Source organism: Paraburkholderia phenoliruptrix, from assembly GCF_902859825.1.
In the GTDB taxonomy this organism is placed as follows: domain Bacteria; phylum Pseudomonadota; class Gammaproteobacteria; order Burkholderiales; family Burkholderiaceae; genus Paraburkholderia; species Paraburkholderia phenoliruptrix.
The window spans coordinates 116,523-139,357 of the sequence record NZ_CADIKB010000015.1; the positions used below are offsets into that span (position 1 = coordinate 116,523).

Genomic DNA, 22,835 nt, shown 5'->3' on the forward strand with positions numbered 1-22,835 from the left:
GACAAAAAGCGGTTGAAGGCACAACGTTGCGCACAAGGTCGGACAGAACCTCGGGCACAAGCTCGCGGACAGCCTAAAAACTGCCGACGAGTCTAACTGATTTTGCGTCTGATCTGACCTCGTCCATTCGGCCAGGTTCTGCGCGGCGAGCGGCTTTGTTATGCTGTCGCTTCAATCCCTGCCGCGGCTCGCGCGTTCTTCGCGAAGGCGGCAAAGCCACACCGCCTCGTCAGGACCCATGCTCCAGCTTTTTTACTCGAACCGCTATGAAACGCTTGTCGGCGCGCTGCTCGACGACCTCGCGCAAGCGCCGTCCGACCCGTGGACCGCGCAGCCCGTGATCGTTCCCAGCGCCGCGGTGCGGCGGCGGCTCGAGCTGGACATCGCCGCGCGTCAGGGCGTTTGCGCGAACGTCAGCTTCGGCTATCTCGCGCAATGGCTGTGGGCGCAAATCGGCGGCGTGATCGAGGTGCCGCGGCATTCGCCGTTCGCGCCTGACCGCCTCGTGTGGCGCTGCTACCGGCTGCTCGGCGCCGTAGACTCCGCGGTGCCGTGGAACGCATCGCCGCGTCTGCGCACCTATCTCGACGCAGCCGATCCGTCCATGCGCTACGAGCTCGCGCGCCGCGTGGCAACCGTGCTCGACCACTATCTGACGTATCGCCCCGAATGGCTGTTGCAATGGCAAAAGGGCGGTTCGATCTTCGCCAGCGGTGCCGCGCACGACACAGGCCCGCGCCTCGTCGGCGCAAGCGAGGCAGCACGCGAGGACGAGCGCTGGCAGGCGGCGCTGTGGCGCGCCGTGCTTACAGAATTGGCGGAGCTGGGCGGCAACGCGCCCACGCCCGCGGCCGCGCTGCCGCCCGCCTATCGTTTTCTCGACGAAATCGGCACGCTGGATCTCGACGCGATTGCGAAAGCGAACTGGCCGGAAGTGGTCAGCGTGTTCGCGCTGCCCACCATGCCGCCGTTGCACGTTGCACTGCTGCGCGCGCTGTCGCGTTGGGTCGACGTGCGTCTGTATGTCATGAACCCGTGCCGCGAGTTCTGGTTCGACGTGGTGAGCGAAGGCCGCGTGCAGGCGCTCGACGCCGCCGGTCAGCTCGACTATCAGGAAGTGGGTCACCCGCTCCTTGCGGAATGGGGGCGTCAAACGCAGGCGCAGTTGCACATGCTGCACGAGCTCACCGAAAGCGCGGCTTCAGCCGAGACCGGCGACTTCACGGAGAATCCGGAACCGAGCTGGCTCGCCGCCGTGCAAAACGGCATTCTCGATCTGCGTTCGGAGGCGGAGGCGGACGAGTTGCCGCTGGAGCCGGGCATTGAAGTTCACGTCTGTCACAGCCTCTCGCGGCAGCTCGAGGTGCTGCACGACCGGCTGCTTGGCTGGTTCGACGAATTCGACGATCTGCAGCCGTCCGACGTTCTTGTTGCCGTGTCGGATCTTGCCGCCGCCGGTCCATTGATCGACGCCGTGTTCGGCACGACGCCCGCTGGGGACACGCGCCGCATCCCGTATCGGATCACGGGCCTGCCGCCCTCGCAGGCCAATCCAGTCGCGCGGCTGCTGCTCGACTGGCTCGCTCTGCCCGAGCGCAGTGTCGGTGCCCCCGATCTGGTCGAGTGGCTGCGCGTCGATGCGGTAGCCGTGCGCTACGGCATCGACGCCGGTTCGCTGGAAGCCGCCCAGGAGTGGCTCGCCGCAGCCGGTGCGCGGCGCGGGCTGTCGCCTGCGGAGCCGAGCGGCGAACACGTGCCGGTGGCGCGCCACACGTTCGCCGATGCGCTGACTCGCCTGTATCTCGGCTATGCGATGCCGGACGGCGGCGAGCCGGTGGACGCATGGCTGCCGGTCGAGGGCGCTGACGGCTCGGAGGCCGAACTGCTGGGCCGTCTGTCGCGCTTTGTTGACGATATCGACAACTTCGCCGCGCGTTGCGCAAGTGAACAGACGCCGGCCGACTGGACGCAACTGCTGCTCGAAACGCTGGCGCAGTGTTTCGACGGCGGCGTCGAGTTTGCCGAGTCGCTCGCCGGCGTGCGCGATGCAATCGACAAGATGGGCGACGCCATGCAGGCCGGCGCGCATGACGTCACCCTGCCCGCCGCGGTCGTGCGTGGCGCTCTCACCGAAGCGCTGGACGATCCGGCGCGCGGCGGGGTGCCTTGGGGCAGCGTGACGTTCTCGTCGCTGACGAGCTTGCGCGGCTTGCCATACCGCATTGTCTGTCTGCTCGGGATGGACGACGGCGTACTGCCGAGCCTCGCCCGGGCCGACGAGTTCGACCTGATGGCCGCGTTCGGCAAAGCGGGCGACCGTCAGCGCCGCGACGACGAGCGCAATCTGTTTCTCGATCTGCTGCTCGCCGCCCGCAGCCGGCTCTTTATCGCTTACACCGGGCGCAGCATCCGCGACAACGCGCCGTTGCCGCCGGCCGCGCTGGTGGACGAACTGCTCGACTATCTGGCGCAGGTGTCGGCGGGCGAGGGCGCGAGCCCTGCTGAGGTCGAGCGCGCCCGCCGTGCATTTATTGTCGATCACCCGCTGCAGGCCTTCGCCTCCGACTACTTCGCCGCCCAGCCCGAGCTCTTCACCTACGACGCCGATCGCGCCGAGCTGGCTACGTTGCTGGCCACGCCACAGCAAAGCCGCGCCGCGCCTTTCTTCGACCGGCCATTGCCGCCCGAAGATGCGGCGCCCGTCGCATTCGACGACTTCGTGCGCTTCTGGCGTCATCCGGCGCGCGCGCTACTGCGCGACCGGCTGGGCATCGTGCTGTCCGAGGCGCAAGGCGAGCTGCTCGACACCGAGCCGTTCGAGCTCGACTACGCGGGGCGCGATGCGCTGGCCGAACGTCTGTTGCCCGTGCTGCTCGACGCCGGCAACGAAGGAGACGATCTTACGTTCGAGCGCGCGCGGCGCCTCGCCGAGGCAAGCCCGGAACTGCCCGGCGGCGCGACCGGCGCCGTGTGGCGCGCGCGAGAGCTGGGCGCGCTGCGGCAACTGGCCGACGGTGTGCGCGGCGAGGTCGCCGCAGGTGTCGAGCGCCTGCCGTTCGTGCTCGACGTCGTGCCGCGCTGGCCGGATCGTGCGGACATCGAGGGCGAACTTTTCGGCCCTCATGACGAGGCGCTTCGTGAAGCCGCCGAAGCGCCGCTACAACTGCACGGCGCCTTGAATCTGCTGACGGAAACCGGACAGGTGATCTTTCGCTACGCCAAACCCACCGCGCGCGACTACCTCTCTGCGTGGCTTGCGCATCTCGCCTACTGCGCGGCGCTGCCGCGGGGACCGCGCCGCACCGTGTGGCACGGCAGCGGCGAGCGCTTCGAGTTTGCGCCGGTGGCCGCGCCGCTCGACGAACTCGCGCCGCTGGCCGCGCTCTTCAGGGCGGGGCGCAGGCTGCCGTTGCGCTTTTTCCCGAGGAGCGCGTGGGCCAAGGTAAGCGAGAGCGACTCGGCGGCGCAAGGCGTATGGATCAACGACCGCGTGCGCGGCGAATCCGATGACCCGGCCTTGCGCATTGCGCTGCGCGGCACGCCTCTCACGCTCGACGAGCCGTTCGGCAGCCTTGCGTCGATTGTGTTCAAGCCGTTGATGCAGCATCTGCGGAGCATGTCATGAGCGCGCCGCATCGTCATGCGCTGGCTGCCGCGGAACTGGATGTCTTCGCGTGTTCGCTCGACGGCGTCAATCAGATCGAGGCGTCTGCGGGCACCGGCAAAACATGGAACATCTGCGCGCTGTACGTGCGGCTGCTGCTCGAAAAGAATCTGAATGCCGATCAGATTCTCGTCGTCACGTTTACGAAGGCCGCGACTGCCGAGCTGCATGAGCGCATTCGCGGACGGCTTGCCGAGCTGCATCGCGCAATTGAACTCGATGACGACGGCGGCGACCCCTTCATCCGCCGGCTCTTCGAAACGACGCTCGCGCCGGAGCGCGGCATCGACCGCGAGGCCGCGCTGAAGGTGGTGCGGCGGGCGCTGCGCACGTTCGATCAGGCGGCGATTCACACCATTCACGCGTTCTGCCAGCGCGCGCTGCAGGAGGCGCCGTTCGCAGCGGCTATGCCGTTTGCCTTCGAAATGGAAGCCGACGACGCCGCGTTACGCTTCGAAATGGCCGCCGATTTCTGGCGCGAGCAAATCGAGCCTGTTGCGCATGCGCATCCCGCATTCGCCGCGTGGCTGGTGGGCAAACGCGCCGGCCCCGCGTCGCTCGACGAACAGCTCGCGCGGCGCCTGAAAAAGCCGCTCGCCCAATTGCGCTGGGGCAACACGGGCGCGCAGACGGGCGCTGATCCGCAAACCAGTTTCGACGTCGCGTGCGAGCTGTGGCATGCAGAGCGCGATGCCATTGTCAGCCTGCTCGCGGAGGCCGAGGACCGCCTCAGCAAGACCACACACAAGCCCGACCATGTAAGCGCCGCGATTGCCGCATGGACCGAGTATTTCGCGCAAGGCGATTGCCATGCGCCGCCGCCGCGGGCCGCGCTGAAATTGACGGCTTCGGCGCTGAAGAAGGCGACCAAAGTCAAGTTCGATCCGCCGGAGCACGCGTTTTTCGAGCACGCCGAAGCGCTGAGTGCCGCCGTGGTCGCGGCCGAAGCGGCGCATCGCGCTCGCTGGCTCGCGCTGATGCAGAGCTGGCTCGACTATGCACCCGCCGAACTGGCGGCACGCAAGCGCACGCGCCGCGTGGTGTCGTTCGATGATCTGCTGTCGAACCTGTACTGGGCTCTTGCCGCGCACCCGTGGCTCGCGGACGCGTTGCGCGCGCGTTATCCCGCCGCGTTGATCGACGAGTTCCAGGACACGGATCCGCTGCAGTTCGCCATCTTCAGCCGCATTTTTGCGCCGGCGGGGCCGCTATTTCTGGTCGGCGATCCGAAGCAGGCCATCTACAGTTTCCGCGCAGCCGACCTGCACACGTATCTGGCGGCGCGGGCCTCCGCTTCGGCGCGCTATACGCTCGCCGTGAACCAGCGTTCCACGGCGCCGATCGTGGAGGCTTGCAATCGTATCTTCGAAGCGAATCCGCAGGCCTTCGTGCTGGACGGGCTCGACTATCAGCCGGTGCGCGCCGGCGAGCGGCGCAGAGCGCCTTTCTTCGATCCCGACGGCGGCGCTGGCGCGGGCGACTTCCGCATCTGGATGCTGCCGCCAGGCGAAACCGCGCTGACCAAGCGCGAGGCGCAGCGCGAAGCGAGCGAGGCGTGCGCGGCCGAGATCGTGCGGCTTCTGCGCGGCGCCCGCGAGGGCACGGTGACGATCGGCGACGCGCCGCTTGCGCCGGGCAATATCGCGGTGCTCGTACAGACGCACAAGCAGGGCAGTCTCATCAAACGGGTGCTGGCGGCGTGGGGCGTCGGCAGCGTCGAGCTCGCGCAGGCCTCGGTGTTTGCAACGCTCGACGCGGAGCAGATCGAGCGCGTGCTGGCCGCTGTCGATACACCGGGCGACTTGCGCCGCTTGCGCGCCGCCCTCGCAACTGACTGGCTCGGGCTCGACGCCGCCGCGCTCTGGCGTCTTGAACAGACCGCGGACGCGCCCGCTGTCGCCGACGACCCCGCACATGCCGCCGACGCGATGGGCTGGGTCGAGCGTTTTTCGCGCTACCGCACGCTCTGGCATGAGCGCGGTTTTGCCGTCATGTGGCGCACGCTGATGCGCGAACTGCGGGTCGCGCAACGGCTTGTCGCCGCGCCGGACGGCGAGCGGCGCCTCACCAACGTCAATCACCTCGCGGAACTCGTGCAGGCGCGCGCGGCCACGCATCAGGGCATCGCGCCGACCTTGCGCTGGCTCGCCGCGCAGCGTGCCCAGGGCGGCGGCGAAGAAGCGCAACTGCGGCTCGAGTCCGATCGCAATCTGGTGCAGATCGTTACCGTGCACAAGTCGAAGGGGCTGGAATATGCAGTCGTGTTCTGTCCGTTCCTCAACGACGGCGGATTGCGCGAGCCGCCCTCGTCGGCTTTGCCGAACGCACGCGAGTATCACGATCCATGCGGCGACGCGGTGCTGCACTACGGTTGCGACGACGAAGAGGCGGAACGCGCCGCGCGTCACGCCACTCGCGAGCAGGCGGCCGAGCGGGCGCGGCTCGTCTACGTGGCGCTGACGCGCGCCGTCTACCGCTGTTATCTCGTCGCGGGCACGTATCAGTCGTCGCGCTCGACGAAGGAGTCGCGGCGCAGCGTGTTGAACTGGCTCGTGGCCGGCGCGGGCCATGACTTCGACGACTGGCTCGCGGAGCCGCCCGGCGAAGCGGAGTTGTCTTCGCGCTGGCAGGCGCTGGCCGGCGGTCCGCTAGCCGTGCAGCCGCTGCCGAAGGTGGAGCGCCGCCAGCCGCTTGAGAGCATGCAGGACCGCGGCGCGGAAAAGCGCGCGCGGACGCATCGCCGGCCCTTGCGGGATCAGTGGCGCATGGCGAGTTTCAGCGGTCTGATCGCTGCAGGCAGCAAGGCCGAGGAAGCGCAGCCCGCAGTGGAAGAAGTGCGCCCCGATCACGACGAAATAGCCGATGCGCTGGTCGTGACGCCGCAGCCCCTCTTAGCGCCTGCGGCGCAGATCTCGTCGCTTGCCGCGGACGACATACTGGCGTTCCCGCGCGGAGCGGCGGCGGGCGAGTGCCTGCATCGAATGTTCGAACTCGCAGATTTCAGCGATCCGCAAAGCTGGCCGGATGCGATTCGCGGTGCGCTGCGCGAGCGTCCCGCGCCGGCGTCGCCTGAACTGGCTCCGCGGTTGCCGGCGATGATGCACAAGCTGCTCGCGGATGTCGTCAGCACCGAACTCGTGCCCGGCATGACGCTCGGGCAGCTGGATCGGCGGCGGCGTCTGAACGAACTGGAATTTCTGTTCGCCGCTCCATCGCTCGATTTTGCCGCGCTGCGTGGGTTGCTCGTCGAGCACGGCTATCCCGATGTCGCGCTCGAGCCGGGGGGGCTGCGCGGTTTCGCCAAAGGATTCATCGACATGATCGTCGAGCACGACGGGCGTTTCTGGATCGTCGACTGGAAGTCGAACCATCTGGGCGATACCGCGCAAGATTACGGCGCCGCGCCGCTCGAAGCGGCGATGGCGAGCCACGCGTACCACCTGCAGGCGCTGCTTTATACCGTCGCGCTGCACCGCTATCTGAAGACCCGCGTGCGCGACTACTCGTACGAGACGCATATCGGCGGATACCTGTATCTGTTCGTGCGCGGCGTGCGTCCGCACTGGCGCGACGCCGACGCGGCGGCCGGCGTGCACGCCAGACGGCCAGCATTCGAGCTGGTTGCGTTGCTCGACGCGGCGATGATCGGAGGTGGCGTATGAGCACGTTCGATCAGGCGCCAGCCGCGCCACTGCAACTCGAGGACATCGGGGTCAATCTGCCCGCGCCGGCTGATTTCAGCATTGCGCTCGCGGAGGGATTCGCGCGCCGCATCGGCGCATTGGCACGACGCGCGGGGGCGTCGGGCGAGGCGGTGAAATGGGCGGCGCGCGCGGCTTTCGCGGCGAGCCGCGCGACGGCGGAAGGGCACGTGTGTGTGCCGCTCGGGGCGCTCGCACATCGTTTCGACGCGTCTGCCGCCGAGGTTCGCGCCGCGCTGTTCGCGAGCGGCATGGCGAGCGATGGTGCGTACACCGCCGCGGCGTTGCGGCCGCTCGTGATCGACGGACAAGGGCGCTTGTATCTCGCGCGTTACTACGATTACGAACGGCGTCTCGCGCGGGCGCTGGTCGCGCATGCGGGGGCGAGCGCGGTTCAGGGCGGGCCGGAGGTCGCGGCGGAGCGGCTGACCGGGCGTGCCGGCAACGTCGCGGGGGAGCGGCGGGAGCGGATGGCGGGCGCGGGAGGCGCGGAGGGCGGCGTTGCCGGCCAGGAGGCGGCGCGCGCGAGCGCCGAACGCAACGCCGAAGCCGACGCCAATGCCACACAAACGCTGCACCAGCGGCTGCTACGCTACTTCGGCCCACTAAAGGACGACGAGGTGGACTGGCAGCGCGTGGCCGCGGTCGTGGCGCTGTGGGGCCGGCTCACGATCGTGAGCGGCGGTCCGGGCACCGGTAAGACGACGACCGTCGTCGGTGTGCTCGCGTGCCTGCTGGATGCGCGCGCCGATCTGCGAATCGCGCTCGCCGCGCCCACCGGCAAGGCTGCGCAGCGCATGCAGGAAGCCTTGCTCGCGCGCGCCGGCGATCTGCCGCCGGAGCTCGCCGCGCGTTTGCCGCAGACTTCCTACACGTTGCATCGTCTGCTCGGGTCTGGGCCGGGCGGGCGCTTCCGGCATCATCGGGATAACCCGTTGCCTTACGACGTCGTGGTGATCGACGAGGCGTCGATGATTGACGTCGCGATGGCCGCGCACCTGCTCGATGCCATTGCGCCGCACACGCGGCTCGTGATGCTCGGTGACAAGGACCAGCTTGCAGCCGTGGAGGCCGGTGCCGTGTTCGCGGAACTAAGCGCGCGGCCTGCGTTCACGATGCCGGGCGTACAGCGAATTGCAGGCGCTCTGGGTATCGACGAGGCGCGGTTCACGCAGGCGCTGCCACGTGTCGGGCACGCTCAGGACGCATGGGCCGAGCGCTCCCGGCAAGATGACGCCGCCGATCCGCGCCGTTCCGACAGTCCGTCCGACGACCTGTTCGCCAAATCCGACGCGGCCGAGGCGCTCGACGCAGCACGCAACGCCGACCTCTTCGACGCCGACGCCAACGCCAACGCCAACGCCAACGCCAACGTCAACGCCAACGCCAACGTCAACGCCAACGCCAACGTCAACGTCAACGTCAACGTCAACGTCAACGTCAACGTCGCCAACCCCCCCGTCAACGCGAGCGCGGGCGCCAGCCCCAGCCCCAGCCCCGCCGCGAGCCCGCCGCCGCACCAGCCGCCAAGCCCACTCGCGGATTGCGTCGTCTGGCTGGAGCGCAACTATCGATTCGGGCTCGAATCTCCAATTGGCCGCCTTTCGCTGGCGATTCGCCATGGCGCGGCGAGCGCCGCACTCGAGGTGCTGCTCGCCGACGCCACTCGACACGCCGCCGAGCTTCACGACGACGCGCACCCTACGCTGGCCGAGCGCACCGTCGAGCGCCTCGCCGCCGGCTTCGCGCCCTACGCGAATGCGCTGGCTGCCGCGCTGGCCGGGGCGACGCCGGATCCCACGCCGCTTTTCGACGGGCTCAATCGTTTCCGCGTCCTGTGCGCGACCCGCTCCGGCCCGCGCGGCGTCGATCAGATCAACGCGCTGATGGCGGCGCAAGTGCGGCGCGCGGCGGGCGTTACGCTCGCGGTCGGCGCGCAGTGGTTCGCCGGGCGGCCCGTCATGGTCACGCGCAACGACTATGCGCTGGGGCTCTTCAACGGCGACATCGGCATTGCACTGCCCGGCGCGGGCGGCGTGCTGCGGGTCTACTTTCGTACCGGCGACGGCAGTCTGCGCGCCGTGTCGCCGGCCGCGCTGCCGCCGCACGACACCGCGTTTGCGCTGACGGTTCACAAGTCGCAAGGCTCCGAATTCGAGCATGCGGTGTTGGTGCTGCCGTCGACATTCAGCAGAGTGTTGTCGCGTGAACTCGTGTACACGGCGATCACGCGCGCTCGTGAGCGTGTGGAGGTGATCGGCGCGCGCGCTGTACTGGCTCAGGCGATCACGACGCCCACACAGCGCGACTCGGGTCTCGCCGCGAGAATCGCGGAGGCATCGCGTGGCCGTTGGGGCGCGGACGCCCGCGCACGGAAAGCGAGGTGAGGCGACGTGAGGCGACGGGACGCCATGCGTGAACGGCTGCGCGGGGACTTCCCGCCGCCCGCAGCTTGATGGCGCCGCGCTCGCGGTACATCAGCTTGCGCTCGGCGCCGTTTCCACCTGCTTTTCTGCGCGGCTACGCATGGTTTTGCGATAGCGCAGGGTCCAGAGAGCCAGCGCCCCGTAGATGCCGTAGCCGATAAAAGGCGATACCCCGAGAAACCGCTCGATCGGCCAGTTGAGCGCCAGCCACGCGCGCAGCGCCATTTCGCCCGTTAGCCCGATGCCCCAGACCAGGGTCATCAGCCGCATGCCGCTTGCTACTGCGGGGCGCTCGCGCCACAGCGTTTCAAAGCGTTCGGCGCCGCCTTCCATCTCGCGAGCGACCGTTGCGCGGGCAAGGTAGAAGATGAGCGGCCGGTGCAGCCCCAGCGACAGCAGGAAGGCAATGCCGATTGCACCGGACACGAGCGACTCGCGCAACAGCAGCATGCGAGGGCTGCCGCCGAGCGCCATCGCCCCGATCGAGAGGACAATGCCGACAACCACCATCACGCTGAGCGCGTCGACGCGGCGAAAGCGGACCAGCTCGATCAGGCTCCACGCCACCGGCGGCGCCGCGGAGGCGAGCAGAGCGCGGGTCTCGCCAAGATGCGGCAGCGCGAGCCGATACGCGAGCCAGGGCAACAGGAAGTTGACGGCCATTTCGACCACAAAACCGGGGCGAAGCTTCATGGAAAAATCCGCCGAAAGAGAAAGAGCCCAGTATCGGCCATTGCCCGGCGCAGGATCAACCCGCAGGCCGGTTTGCACGCGGCACGCGAGCGGCGGCGCCGTCGCCTGGCTGTGTACACTGGCGGCATCATGACATCGCGCTATTCCATTCCGTCGAATGAAATCGAACTGACCGCGGTGCGCGCGCAAGGCGCCGGCGGTCAGAATGTCAACAAGGTGTCGAGCGCCATTCAGTTGCGCTTCGACGTGCGGGCTTCGTCGTTGCCGGACGTGCTCAAGATGCGTCTGCTTGCTCTGCCCGACCGGCGCATCACGCGTGAGGGCGTGGTCGTCATCAAGGCTCAGGAGCATCGGACTCAGGAGCTGAACCGCGCAGCCGCGCTCGCGCGGCTCGACGAACTGGTGGAGAGCGTCAGCGTGACGCGCAAGCCGCGCGTTGCGACACGGCCGACGCGCGCTTCGAACATGCGGCGTCTCGAAAGCAAGTCGCGGCGCAGCGAGATCAAGTCGGGCCGCGGCCGGGTGGACGATTAGCGAGGCCGTCCGCCGGCGCGCGGTGCGCCCGCAGGCCCTGCGGGGGGTGTCGCGCCTGCGGGCACGAAGTCGACGCACAGCACATGCGTGTTGCCGTCGCGCTCGAAGGCGAGCGCCGCGGTGTAGCAGTCGTCGCCGTCCGCCAATGAATAGTGCGGGCCCATCATCGCGACGCGTCCGCGCGCGGCCAGCGCATGCTTCAGGTAGGCGCGCCGCGACCAGTTGCTGCGCGCGGCGCTCGTGAGTGGCGCGAGCCGCTGCGCGAGCGCCGGCACCGAGGCGGCCGTGACGGAGGCTTGAGTCTGCTGCCCCTGCTCGTCGGTGATGAACACGCGGCGCGCTTCGCGCAGATGCCACACTTGTTGCGCCGCCTGCTGAAGGTCGCCCGTTACCTTGTATGTCTCCGCGGCGGCCGCGACTGCTTCGGCGAAGCCTTCGAAGCCGAGCTGCTTGTGGCGCGCGTGCGCGCGCTCGTAGTCGGCGAACTTGCTCCACATCGACTCGATTTGGGCGGGCACGCTCGCGACGGCGGCCTCGATCGAACCGTTCGGCTGGCCGAGCCAGAAACCCTGCACGAAATCGACGTCGGCCTGCATCAGGATCATCAGCTCTTCGTCTGTTTCCACGCCTTCCGCGAGCACCAGCGTGCCGGATTGGTGCAGCATCGCGATCAGATGGCCGATCATCGAATCGTCGCCTTCGCGTTTGCCCGCGCGCGCGACGAGCGAGCGGTCGAGCTTGACGATGTCCGGACGGAAGCGCCAGACGCGATCGAAGTTCGAGAAGCCGGTGCCGAAGTCGTCGATCGCGATCAGGAAGTCGCGCGGCTGCGATGCGGCGAGCATGCTGGCGACGGCGGATTCGTCGTCGGCGGGCTGCTCGAGCACCTCGATCACGATGCGCTCCTGCGGCAGGCCGAAATGCGCGGAAAGCTCGTCGATGAAAGTCCGTTGCGGCCAGCCGGTTTCGAACACCTGCGGCCGCGTGTTCAGAAAGAGCCAGCCGGTCGCGATGCCTTGCTCCATGAAATTCGCGACGTGCAGGCAACGCGCGATGCGATCGAGTTCGCGCGCGTCGGCGGCCGAGCGGGTGCCCGAAAACAGCACCTCCGGCGAGACCGGCAAACCGACCGGATCGAAGGCGCGCAACAGGGCTTCGTAGCCGACCACGCACTGATGCGTGACCGAGAGCACCGGCTGAAACACGCTGTGCAAGGTGAGCGCGCGCCACGTCGCGGTCCATCCGGACTCGTCCCGGACGAGGTGCGGAAGGAGGCCGCTCAGGCTCAGTTCGCTGACGGATGGCATAAAGGCGGGCATGAGAGCGGACATGGTGGCATCGCGGCAATCGGGTGACGGGGCGCGCACGCGAACTCGGTGCACAGCGGATGCGCAGCGGAATACTCAAGCGGAACGCCCGCACGGCGAACCGGATTGAACCCTGGAACGCACAGAGCGGTGCCAGCCATGCGGGACTCCAGCGGAGTGGTCAAAATGAGTCTAGCAGCTTGAAATTCGCATGAATGTGCGGGTTGTCACAGAGGCGAAGCGCGGCGGTGCACGCATGGGACTGCGCTGCCGCGGGCGGACGAGGGAGCGCGCCGTCTCGCGTGGACTCGCCGGGACTCGCTGCGATGCCCGCTTCCATCGATCCGCGCCGATCGCGGCGGGCCGCGGCCGGACTATCTGTAAGCTTGCATGAGGCGAGGGTAGCAGGGCGGCCCGTGAATGCCCGCCAAACTCCAGGCGGCGGCGGTGCTCAGACGTTAGCGCGGCGGGTCTCTACGGTCCCAGGGCCGCGCGACGGGCCGCGCGTGCGCGGCTGCCTGCAGCATCGGCGGCCAGTGGGTATGCTGCTGCTTTTCGCAAAACGGAGAGAAAAGAATGTCGGAAATCGCGGTGGTCGCCATTTCAGTAGCGAAACCCGGCTACGAGGAGCAGTTGCGCGAGGCGCTGGAAGGGATTGTCGGACCGACGCGCAAAGAGCAGGGCGCGCTTCAGTACGACCTGCACCGCGACGTGCAGGAGCCACGGCGCTTTGTGTTCTTCGAGCGATGGGAAAGTCAGGCGGCGCTGGCCGCTCACGCGCAATCCGCGCACATCACGGCCTATAAGCAGGCGGTGGCCGATTGGGTCGAACACGCTGAAATTCGCGTGGTGTCGAAAATTCTGTAAGTTGCGGGGCGCCGGCAAGCGCGCCTTGGAATTCGCCGCGCCTCGCGCGCGGCGCGATGGCACGATGGCACGATGGCACGGTCGGCACGCCGCTGGCAAGCCGGTGGCCGCCGCCGGCGCGCGGCCAGTTTCAATGCGTGGCTTGCGGCACGTCCAGAATCAGGATGATGGTCCAGTCGGCGTCGCCATCGTGGTGGTACTGGCGCTCCGCCACGATGAACGGCTGCTGTTTGCCGTCCGGGCCGAGAAACAGCACGTCGCCTTCCATCGGCAGGCACTCGACGGGCGGCAGCGCCAGAAACGCTTCCTGACCGCCGCGCGGCATCAGTTTTTCGATTTTGCGGGATGCTGCTTCAGTCCATTCGATATCTAGCTGGATGTTGCTCATGCTGTCCTCCGCACCAGGGTGCGCACGGGTTAGGGGTTCCGGCGGGGCGCCGGTCGGTGCGCGACTTTAGCATACCGGGCATCGCGCGCTGGACAGCGCATCGGGCAACAAAAAAAGCCGCAACCGGCGCTGCCGGCTTCGGCTACGCGGCGGGCCTTGGGCGCAGGTGCGCGGCGCCGCGAATGTCTGGCGACCCGCCCGGCCGGCCGGCCCGGGAGTGCGGGGCTTGTGTTTACGAGCTCGATGCGTCGGCCTTGGCGCCCTTCTTGTGGTGATGCGGCGACGCCTTGTGATGCCTCATGGGCGCGGCAGGTGCGGTTTCCATCGTTTGCTGGCGGTTTTGCAAATCTTGCGCGCGTTGCTCGACGTCGGCGGCTTTGGCCGGGTCGGTACTCATGGTGACGCCGCCCTCCTGCGCATACGCCGCGCCGGTCACGGCACCGAGAGAGATGAGAATGGCGAGGGACACTTTCTTCATTGCTACCTCCGCAGAGTGGTTGTGGACCCGAGTACTCGTCTGTCCAATAGGAAAGACGACTGCATTCTAGCCAGCAATACGCGCTCCAGCGGGCGTTTTGTAACGGCACGCGCCATTGGTTACATCTTGTTACGCCGCTCTGATGCACTGCGCTTAAGCGGATGGCGAAGACGCCGTCGAGGTCAGCGCGGCTGTCACATTGCCTGTCAGATTCCTTCGCATCGCTAAGCAAAGTGGCAATGGATACGCGTCCGTTTCAGAACAGGCCAATGGCGCTGTACACGTGGTATTGGGCAATGCCCACGAGCTCGTGCAAGGCGAGCTCCGCATTGGCCAGATTCGAATAGCGCGGCACCAGGCCAAGGTGCGCCCGCCTCGCGCCTGAGATCAACGGCTGCGGCTCGAGACCGAAATGTCTGAAATCCAGCAGCGCGCGCGGCATGTGATACGCCGAGGTGACGAGTATCAACGAATCGTAACGTGATTGGCCCACAATGGCTGAGACGTTGCGCGCGTTCTCGTAGGTGGTGAGACTGCGGTTTTCCAGCACGATGTCGGAGCGCGGCACCTGTTCGCGCAGCAGGTAGGGCAGATAGGTGTCGGCTTCGGTCGCGGGATGCCGCTGCGGATTGCCCCCGCTGACAATCACGCTGCATACCGTCGCGCTGCGCTTGCACGCCGCATAGTTCTCGGCGCTGACCGCAATGCGCGCCATCACCTCGCGCGGCGGCACGAGCACCTTGTCGCGGTTGTACACGGTCCCGCCGCCCAGCAGGATGATCGCGGTGCGCGGCGCGAAGCGCGTCGGCGCGCTGGTTTCTGCCTGCGGCTGGGCGAGGCTCAGCAGCGGGGCGGTCAGCCAGCCGGTCGAAAGCAGCCAGAAAAGGGCGACGGTGCACAAGAGGAGAGGCCGTCGGGCGCGCTTCCATATCAGGATTGCTGCAAAAAAAAGCGCCAATAAAGTGAATAGAATCAATTTAGATGGGGTAACGTATGTCTTTCGGGATTAAATCTTCGGGCCTGCTATCGCGCCGCAGCGGTTGCATCGTCGGCTCGCAGGCAGAACGCTAACATGGGTTCTGACGGGGGTCCCGAAACATTAGACCAGGCAGCACCTGGCGGAATTCGGCCGTATGGGTTACGGCCAGCTTCCAGCCACGGGCGGGTGCCAGGCGCGTCGCTGGTGGCGCGGTGACGTGTTGGCATAAATGTGTCATGGCTGCACTTTAAGAAAGAAGTGAGATGACCACGTATTCCAACGAAGCGGTACTCGAAGCGCTGCGGCGAGCGCAATATCGTCAGGTGCCATGGGCGAAGCGCCCGGGCGTGTTCCAATATCTTCGCGCGCTCGGCCTGATGGACACCGTTCGGCAACGCACCGTCGCGCCGGCGCCGGGCTTTCATGCCCCTGTCGACATTGCCGTCCTGACCGACCGCGGGCGCGCGGAATTCGTGCGGCTCTCGCACGACGAAAGCCTCCTGTCGTGGACCGCGCAGCGCATGAGCGACTATGTTCTCGCCACGGCGGAGACGGATTCCGCTGCGTCGCTCGAAGCGCGTACCTAGGCGCGGCGTATTCCACCTCCTAATCCCCTACCCGGACAGCACGGAGCTGTCCGCCTCTGCACGAGGCTCGCCCGCCTCGCTTCGCGACACGGCTGAAAAAAAAGCCCGTATCGCGAGGATACGGGCGTACCGGAATTACTGCTGCCACGCTGTGCTAATGGCGTTAGGTCTGACCGATGCGGGCAGCCGTGGTTCCCGGAGATTTCGCCCTGTCTTTTGCAACGTCACCTTGCAGGTGCTCCTGACTGCTGCGCGGGGCGCCGCCTCCGGCGTCAGCACGTCTAGCCGCGTCCAATCACGTCTAACGGCGCCGCGACGGATCGCCATGCGGCGGTTCCGGCCGCGTGCGCACGTTGCTCGCAATATCGCCGCGCAAGTCGCCGCGCGGCGCGGGCGGCGTGAAGTCGCGGCTGCGCTCGGCGCTTTGCTGCCAGGCCTCGACGGAAGCCGCGCGATCGGGCCGCCAGTTCCAGCCTTGCGGGCGCTGTTGGGTGAGCGCCGGTGCGGCCATTGATGAAAGCACAATGCCGCACAGAAGCAGTGACATTGGTTTCATGCTGAGCTCCCGTCCAGGCCCCCTCGACATCAGGCCTGTTTGCATACGTATAAAGGTATGCGGGGGCAAGAAAGCACGCTGTAAGTAATAGTAAATGGATGTTTCACCCGCAACTCACGAGTCGCGAGGGCGTCTGAGGGCGGCACGCGGTACGCATGAAAGGAACGGCGAGGCGTCAAGCGGTGCGCAGCTGCAGCGCGCGTGGGCGAACGTCAGGGGGAAAGGGGCGACCGGCCGGCGCGAGGCGACGCCGTCACGCAGAGATCGGCAGGAGACCGTCGAAAGCAAACCGCCGGCAGGCGCCGGGCCGGTCCAGATGAACTTCGGGCGCCCGCAGGCGCCCGGAGACAATACGTTCTGTTCAGGCCATCTTGACCGGTGCGCGCCACGATTCCGGGTTGGTCCAGAATGCGCCGCGCAGACGATCACGGCTGGGCGGTGCCGGCGGTTTCGCGGCGGTCGCACCAATGCGGCCGCGCAGCGAAATTTCGCGGCCGCTCGTGCCGAGTCGCTTCACAATTTCGGCGAGCGTACCATCGGCTTGCCACTCGTCGAAACGGCGGCGGCAAGTCGGCGGCGACGGATAGCGGCCCGGCAGCTTGGACCAGCCTTCGCCCGTCGACAGCACCCACAGCACGGCGTTGACGACCGCCCGTGCTTCGACGCGCGGCCGGCCGCGGCGCTCGCTCCGTGCTGGCTCCGCACAGAACAACGCCTCGACCAGCGCCCACTCGTTGTCTCTCAAATCGTCGAACAGCATCATGTTTCACCTCAGCGAAGCTAACTCCGGTGCGCTGCCCCGCGCCGCGCACTCTCCATGCACTCGATAGGCGAGTGCCAAGGGGGTCGGGTTTGCCACGGTCTGTTTTGCAGTCAGAAGTCATGGCGCCGACCCTGTGACCAAGTCAATGCAGGATGTGTGCCAAGTTGAGTCCAACTGCCTGAGAGCCCCGTAACAGCGGGCCAGCGCGGGCGCTAGCTAGGGCCGTATGAGAATCCAAAAAAGCTATCTCGCAAATCGGGACAATCACCAATCTTGTGCAGCAAGGCCCGCGCGGCGTGCGTTTGCGCCTCATTGCTGCATTGCAGCGAGCGCGCGGGGACACGGTGCGCGCGCCGTCTGCGCGTACAATGCGCATCAAAACGGGCTATTGATGAGCTGAATAAATGAACGTGACGTTGCGCCAGCTAAGGGTTTTCATCGAGGTCGCGCGCCTCTCCAGCTTCAGTCGCGCGGGCGAGGAAGTCGGGCTGACGCAATCGGCGGTGAGCCGTTGCGTCCGCGAACTGGAAGGCGAAATCGGCCTCAAGCTGATCGACCGGACGACGCGCGAGGTGCAGCTCACCGACGTCGGGGGCAATCTGGTTTCGAGCGTGTCGCGTCTTTTGGGCGATCTGGACGACGCCTTGCGCGAAATCCGCGAGATCGGCGAGCAGCGTCGCGGACGCGTGGTCGTCGCGGCCAGCCCGACGGTCGCATGCCGGCTGATGCCGCGCGTCCTCGCGGCATGCGGGGAACGCTTTCCGCACGTGGCGCTCGGGTTGCGCGACGACGTGCAGAGCGACGTGCTGCGCAAGGTGAGGTCCGGCGAGGTGGATTTCGGTGTGATCATCGGCCCGTTCGCCGCGGAGGATCTGTCGAGCGAATCGCTGATGACGGATTCGTTCTGCCTTGTGTCGCGCGACGACCATCCGCTCGCGCGCCACAAGGAGGTCGGCTGGGCGGAGCTCGAGGGCGAGCGGCTCGTGATGCTCGATTACGCGTCGGGCAGCCGGCCGATCATCGACGCCGTCATGCACGAACACGGCGTGAACGCCACGGTGGTGCAGGAGCTCGGCCATTCTGCGACGGTGTTCGGCCTCGTCGAAGCCGGCATTGGTGTGAGCGTGCTGCCGTGGCTCGCCTTGCCGCTGCCCGCCGGCGCCGCGCTGGCCGCGCGTGCGCTGGTGCCGCGAGCCGAGCGCACGGTCGAACTGGTGCGGCGGCGCGACCGCTCGCTGTCGCCGGCGGCTCAGGCTGTGTGGGATCTGATCCGCGAACTGCCGGCGCGGGCGGAAGACCTGCTCTGAGCCGATCAATGGCCCCCCGGCGCACCTTTCCCGTGCGCGGCTCGACGTTGCATGGTCGGACGCTGGGCTAAACTGCCGCCTGCACGCCTTGGCGATCTGTGCCGTTTTGCAGCGCGCTCGCCGACGTTAGCTTTAGATTTCAGCCTTTTACTCACCTGGAAGCCTCGATGAGCGAACCGGAACTCTCCGTGCCCTCTATCCCCCATGCGCGCGACGCAGTGCGCACGCTGCGTGCGTCGCAGATTCGCGAAGTGGCCAATGCCGGCTTCGGCGTGGCCGACGTGCTGCCGTTCTGGTTCGGCGAATCCGACCGCGTGACGCCGGCCTTCATCCGCGACGCGGCGAGCGCCGCGCTGCAGGCCGGCGCGACCTTCTACACGCACAACCTGGGCATCGCGCCGTTGCGTGAGGCGCTCGCCGATTACGTGAGCGGCCTGCACGGCGACATTTCGCCGGACCACATCGCGGTGACGAGCGCGGGCGTCAACGCGCTGATGCTCGCCGCGCAACTGATCGTGGGAGCGGGCGACCGCGTGGTGGCCGTCACGCCGCTGTGGCCGAATCTCGTCGAAATTCCGAAGATTCTCGGTGCGCATGTGGAAACCGTCTCGCTCGACTATGGCGAGCACGGTTGGCAGCTCGATGTCGAGCGCTTGCTGGCCGCGCTCACTCCGGACACGAAGATGCTGTTCGTCAATTCGCCGAATAATCCGACCGGCTGGGTCATGACGCGCGAGCAGCAGCATGCCGTGCTCGCGCATTGCCGGCGGCACCGCATCTGGATCGTCGCCGACGAAGTCTACGAGCGCCTCTATTACCCCGACGCTGCGCCCGGCAGCCATGGCGCGGCGCCGTCGTTTCTCGATCTCGCCTCGCGCGACGAGCGGGTGATCTGCGTGAACTCGTTTTCCAAGGCGTGGCTGATGACGGGCTGGCGTCTCGGCTGGATCGTCGCGCCGAAGGGCCTGATGGACGACCTCGGCAAGCTCGTTGAGTACAACACTTCATGCGCGCCGGCCTTCGTGCAGCAGGCGGGCGTCGCCGCCGTCCAGCAGGGCGAGCGCTTCACGCAAGAGCTGGTGCGCGACCTGAAGGCGTCCCGCGATCATCTGGTGCGGGCGTTGTCCGCCGTGCCGGGCGTCGACGTGAAGGCGCCGCAAGGCGCGATGTATCTGTTCTTTTCGATGACGGGCGCCTCCCGCAGCCTCGAACTGTGCAAGGCAATGGTGCGCGAAGTGGGTCTCGGCCTCGCGCCCGGCAGCGCGTTCGGCCCCGAGGGCGAGGGGTTCTTGCGTTGGTGCTATGCATGTGACATCGCGCGGCTCGACGTCGGCGTGGAGCGCCTGAAGCGTTTTCTGGCGTTGCATGGGACACGCTAGTCGGACCCGGCCAAGGCGCGCGGGAACCTCGCGCGCGGGCGCGCGTCCGACAGGTGCGCGGGCGTCCTCGGGGCGCGCGCCGGCTTGAGCATTGCGCACCCATGCGCCGGGCATGTTGTCCGGCGGTTCGCTTTACGCACCGGATGTTTTTGCGTAATATGGCGCTCAGTCACGCGATTCCTGTCCGGAATATCGCTGCTCCGTCCGGCTGGGTTTGGCTCGATAGTCTGTTTCGCCTCCCCCCGGTGCGTGCTCCCATCAATATGACCGATCAGAATCGGGCGAGCGCGTCTTCAGTTCCACATCGTCTGTTTGATCCGGTTCTTTGACCACAGGGTCTGACCTAGCTGCATGAATACCCAAGAGGCGAAGATCGTCCTCGAGACAGCCTTGATCTGCGCGCAGGAGCCGTTAAAGCTCGGCGATTTGCGCAAGCTCTTTGCCGACGGCGTGTCGGCAGACACCGTTAGGACTCTGCTCGAAGACCTGAAACAGGATTGGTCGGGGCGCGGTGTGGAGTTGGTCGGGCTGGCGTCGGGCTGGCGGTTTCAAAGCAAGCCCGCGATGCGTTCGTATCTGGATCGTCTGCATCCCGAGAAACCGCCGAAATATTCGCGCGCGGTGCTCGAAACGCTGGCGATCATTGCATACCGGCAACCGGTCACGCGCGGCGATATCGAAGAGATTCGCGGTGTCACGGTGAACACGCAGGTCGTCAAGCAACTCGAAGACCGCGGCTGGATCGAGGTGATCGGGCATCGCGACGTGCCGGGGCGTCCGGCGCTTTATGCGACCACGCGTCAGTTTCTCGACGACCTCGGTTTGCGCGCGCTCGACGAATTGCCGCCGCTCGCGGACCCATCGGCGCAATTGAATGCGGACCTGCTCGGACAGCATGCCATCGAGTTCTCCGACGCCGAGAGTGGCGAGACGCCGGCATCGCATGAAGCAAGCGATGAGAACGCGCCCGAAGCGGCCGACATGACCGCGGCGGGAGCGGCAGCCGGCGTAGAGGCGGGAACGGAAATCGCTGCAGCAGAGGCTGAGGCCGCCGACCATTCGGCGCACGAGCAGGCTGGCGGCGCGCAAACGGGCGCCGCAGCCGGGAGCGTCGGCGAGTCCGGAACGGCCGCCCATGCGGCCGTCGAGCCGCAATCGGAAGCAGTAAAAGAAGCAGCGCAGGCCGAACCCGTGGAAAACGCCCCCGAGGCGGGCAGCGAAGCGGCAAACGTTGCATCGCTGCCGGGTGCCGGGCAATCCGAGGCCAAATCGGGAGCGGAAGCCGAAACCGAGGCGGATCGCGATACGCTCGCCGAGGCCGATCCGGCCGGTCTTGCAACACCCGCGCACGGTTCGGGCGTCCTCCGCGGCACGGAGCACGCGGCCGGATCGAACCTGAACCAGGCGGCGCACGACGAGGAAGATCGTCGCGATGCCGCGCAGGACGCAGGCATTCTGACCGACGACGAAGCCGAGTCGCGCAGCGCCTGACGTAACCGAACATTTTTGCCGTGCCTGCAAGGGGCGCGCGCGACCTGACATTTTGAGGTTGTTTTGACACATACCCACGACACCGATTCGTCCGAATCCGAGCGCGCCGTGCCGTCGGCGCGCGCTGACGAAACGCGCATCCAAGAAGCGTCGGCAGGCCAGGGCGAGCGGCCGGCGCAGACCACGGAGGCAGACGGCGAGGACCGTCCGCGTCGCGGCCTGCGTCGCGGGCCGCGCAGTCTGATTGCCCGGCGCCGCGCCGGCGCGAAGACGAAGGCCGCCGAAGGCGCGCCGCTCGAGACCGCCGCGGTCGTGGGCGAAGCTCCGCCTGACGGCGAGGTGACGGCGCAGGCGCGCCCGCCGCGCAAGGAAGCCGGCGCGAAGGGTCAGGGGTCGCGCCGCAATGCCGGCGGTGCCAAGCGCGAAGGCCAACGTGAAGGGCAGCGCGAAAGTCAACGTGACGGCGCGCCGCGCGAAGGACAGCGCGAGCGCCAGCCGCGCGCCGGCGGCCAGCGCCAGAATCGCCGTGGCGGCGAAACGCCGGCGGCCGCGGCCGACGCCGCTCAGGACGACCTGTTCTCGTACGTCACATCGCCCGCCTTCGACGCCGACAACAGCACGACGGGCGGCGTGCGCGCACCGATGCTGCGCCGGGGCAAGCCGGCCCCGGCCAAGCGCGTCCTTTCCGCCGACGACGACGCGCCCAAGCTTCACAAGGTGCTGGCCGAGGCCGGCATGGGCTCGCGCCGCGACATGGAGGAGCTGATCGTCGCCGGGCGCGTTTCGGTGAACGGCGAACCGGCCCACATCGGCCAGCGCATCATGCCGACCGATCAGGTGCGCATTAACGGCAAGCCGGTCAAGCGCAAGCTCGCCAACAAGCCGCCGCGCGTGCTGCTGTATCACAAGCCGACGGGCGAGATCGTCAGCCATGCCGATCCGGAAGGCCGCCCTTCGGTGTTCGACAAACTGCCGCCGATGAAAACCGCCAAGTGGCTCGCGGTCGGCCGTCTGGACTTCAATACCGAAGGTCTGCTGATGCTGACCACTTCCGGCGATCTCGCGAACCGTTTCATGCATCCGCGCTATAGCGTCGAGCGTGAGTACGCGGTGCGCGTGGTCGGCGAACTGGCGGAAGGCATGCGTCAGAAGCTGCTGAACGGCGTCGAGCTCGACGACGGTCCGGCGAATTTCCTGCGCATCCGCGACGGCGGCGGCGAAGGCACCAATCATTGGTATCACGTCGCGCTCGCCGAAGGGCGCAACCGCGAAGTGCGCCGCATGTTCGAAGCCGCCGGCCTGATGGTCAGCCGTCTCATCCGTACGCGTCACGGCCCGATTTCGCTGCCGAAGGGCCTGAAGCGCGGCCGCTGGGAAGAGCTCGAAGACAATCAGGTGCGCGCGCTGATGGCGTCCGTGGGCCTGAAGGCGCCGAGCGAAGAGCGCGGCGGCCGCAATGCCGCGCCTGAGCGCAAGCAACCCGATCCGATGCAAACGTCGATGGGCTTTATCAGCCGCGAACCGGTGCTGATGTCGCATCACCGTTTTGAACAGCAGCCGCGCGGTCAAGGCCGGCGCGGTGCGGCGGGCGGTGGCTTCGGCGGTGCCGGTGCGGGCCTGGGCGGCGGCTACGGCAATCGTGGCGTCGGCCGGAGCGCGGGCGGGTTCGGCGGCACGGGCGCACCGCGCGGTGGCCGCGACGTCGACGGCAATCG

At 67.4% G+C, this 22,835-nt stretch carries 16 protein-coding genes and 1 pseudogene; 10 read left to right on the forward strand and 7 right to left on the reverse strand.

The annotated features are described in order from the left end of the window. The first annotated feature begins 238 nt into the window (after positions 1-238). The 3 genes from recC to HV711_RS17170 are packed head-to-tail and all read left to right on the forward strand — an operon-like array spanning position 239 to position 9,752. Positions 239-3,625, forward strand: coding sequence for an exodeoxyribonuclease V subunit gamma (gene recC, locus HV711_RS17160; protein ID WP_035478700.1), 3,387 nt, complete (start codon positions 239-241; stop codon positions 3,623-3,625). Next, on the forward strand, positions 3,622-7,326 hold the full coding sequence (recB, locus tag HV711_RS17165) for an exodeoxyribonuclease V subunit beta (protein WP_035478701.1): 3,705 nt from the start codon (positions 3,622-3,624) through the stop codon (positions 7,324-7,326). The genes recC and recB overlap by 4 nt, the downstream gene beginning before the upstream one ends. Next, positions 7,323-9,752 carry an AAA family ATPase gene (locus tag HV711_RS17170; protein WP_051223986.1) on the forward strand — a complete coding sequence of 810 codons (2,430 nt, stop codon included), beginning with the start codon at positions 7,323-7,325 and terminating at the stop codon, positions 9,750-9,752. Before recB ends, HV711_RS17170 begins: the two co-directional genes overlap by 4 nt. A gap of 90 nt (positions 9,753-9,842) precedes the next feature. On the opposite strand, the gene HV711_RS17175 is transcribed toward HV711_RS17170, so the two are convergent. Further along, the gene (locus HV711_RS17175) at positions 9,843-10,484 is read right to left on the reverse strand and encodes a VC0807 family protein (protein WP_035478703.1); all 642 of its coding nucleotides are present in this window, start codon (positions 10,482-10,484) and stop codon (positions 9,843-9,845) included. 129 nt (positions 10,485-10,613) lie between these two features. Here HV711_RS17175 and arfB point away from each other — a divergent pair, with 129 nt between their 5' ends. Further along, the gene (gene arfB, locus HV711_RS17180; RefSeq protein ID WP_013588041.1) at positions 10,614-11,018 is read left to right on the forward strand and encodes an alternative ribosome rescue aminoacyl-tRNA hydrolase ArfB; all 405 of its coding nucleotides are present in this window, start codon (positions 10,614-10,616) and stop codon (positions 11,016-11,018) included. Here the strand turns inward: arfB and HV711_RS17185 are convergent. Then, positions 11,015-12,349: an EAL domain-containing protein gene (locus HV711_RS17185; RefSeq protein ID WP_244142685.1), complete on the reverse strand. Its 1,335-nt coding sequence runs from the start codon at positions 12,347-12,349 to the stop codon at positions 11,015-11,017. The two genes, arfB and HV711_RS17185, sit on opposite strands and share 4 nt — an antisense overlap. Positions 12,350-12,901: 552 nt before the next feature. Between HV711_RS17185 and HV711_RS17190 the strand changes: the two genes are divergently transcribed. Next, the gene (locus HV711_RS17190) at positions 12,902-13,192 is read left to right on the forward strand and encodes a putative quinol monooxygenase (RefSeq protein WP_035478706.1); all 291 of its coding nucleotides are present in this window, start codon (positions 12,902-12,904) and stop codon (positions 13,190-13,192) included. A gap of 130 nt (positions 13,193-13,322) precedes the next feature. On the opposite strand, the gene HV711_RS17195 is transcribed toward HV711_RS17190, so the two are convergent. The 3 genes from HV711_RS17195 to HV711_RS17205 all read right to left on the reverse strand — a co-directional run bounded on the left by HV711_RS17195 (position 13,323) and on the right by HV711_RS17205 (position 15,034). Then, positions 13,323-13,580 carry a hypothetical protein gene (locus HV711_RS17195; RefSeq protein WP_007182306.1) on the reverse strand — a complete coding sequence of 86 codons (258 nt, stop codon included), beginning with the start codon at positions 13,578-13,580 and terminating at the stop codon, positions 13,323-13,325. 232 nt (positions 13,581-13,812) lie between these two features. Next, positions 13,813-14,058 (reverse strand): hypothetical protein, encoded by a 246-nt coding sequence (locus tag HV711_RS17200; protein WP_013588044.1) that lies wholly within the window; start codon positions 14,056-14,058, stop codon positions 13,813-13,815. A 256-nt stretch (positions 14,059-14,314) separates the two neighbouring features. Continuing rightward, positions 14,315-15,034, reverse strand: coding sequence for a YdcF family protein (locus HV711_RS17205; protein WP_175145166.1), 720 nt, complete (start codon positions 15,032-15,034; stop codon positions 14,315-14,317). 266 nt (positions 15,035-15,300) lie between these two features. Here HV711_RS17205 and HV711_RS17210 point away from each other — a divergent pair, with 266 nt between their 5' ends. Continuing rightward, positions 15,301-15,624, forward strand: coding sequence for a hypothetical protein (locus tag HV711_RS17210; protein ID WP_013588046.1), 324 nt, complete (start codon positions 15,301-15,303; stop codon positions 15,622-15,624). Between the two features lie 301 nt (positions 15,625-15,925). On the opposite strand, the gene HV711_RS17215 is transcribed toward HV711_RS17210, so the two are convergent. Together HV711_RS17215 and HV711_RS17220 are read right to left on the reverse strand one after the other, a co-directional pair. Beyond that, positions 15,926-16,180, reverse strand: coding sequence for a hypothetical protein (locus HV711_RS17215; protein WP_013588047.1), 255 nt, complete (start codon positions 16,178-16,180; stop codon positions 15,926-15,928). Positions 16,181-16,544: 364 nt separating this feature from the next. Beyond that, a pseudogene (locus HV711_RS17220) lies at positions 16,545-16,940 on the reverse strand (transposase); the annotation flags it as partial. A 407-nt stretch (positions 16,941-17,347) separates the two neighbouring features. On the opposite strand from HV711_RS17220, the gene HV711_RS17225 reads away from it, so the two are divergent. The 4 genes from HV711_RS17225 to rluB all read left to right on the forward strand — a co-directional run. Continuing rightward, complete coding sequence (locus HV711_RS17225) at positions 17,348-18,250, forward strand: LysR family transcriptional regulator (protein WP_028361078.1); 903 nt, start codon at positions 17,348-17,350, stop codon at positions 18,248-18,250. A gap of 167 nt (positions 18,251-18,417) precedes the next feature. Continuing rightward, positions 18,418-19,629, forward strand: a complete 1,212-nt coding sequence (locus HV711_RS17230) for a pyridoxal phosphate-dependent aminotransferase (RefSeq protein ID WP_035484878.1) — start codon at positions 18,418-18,420, stop codon at positions 19,627-19,629. Positions 19,630-19,980: 351 nt separating this feature from the next. Further along, complete coding sequence (gene scpB, locus HV711_RS17235) at positions 19,981-21,120, forward strand: SMC-Scp complex subunit ScpB (RefSeq protein ID WP_175145168.1); 1,140 nt, start codon at positions 19,981-19,983, stop codon at positions 21,118-21,120. 63 nt (positions 21,121-21,183) lie between these two features. Then, positions 21,184-22,835 (forward strand): 23S rRNA pseudouridine(2605) synthase RluB (gene rluB / locus HV711_RS17240; protein ID WP_175145170.1); only part of this gene is annotated, 1,652 nt, incomplete at its 3' end.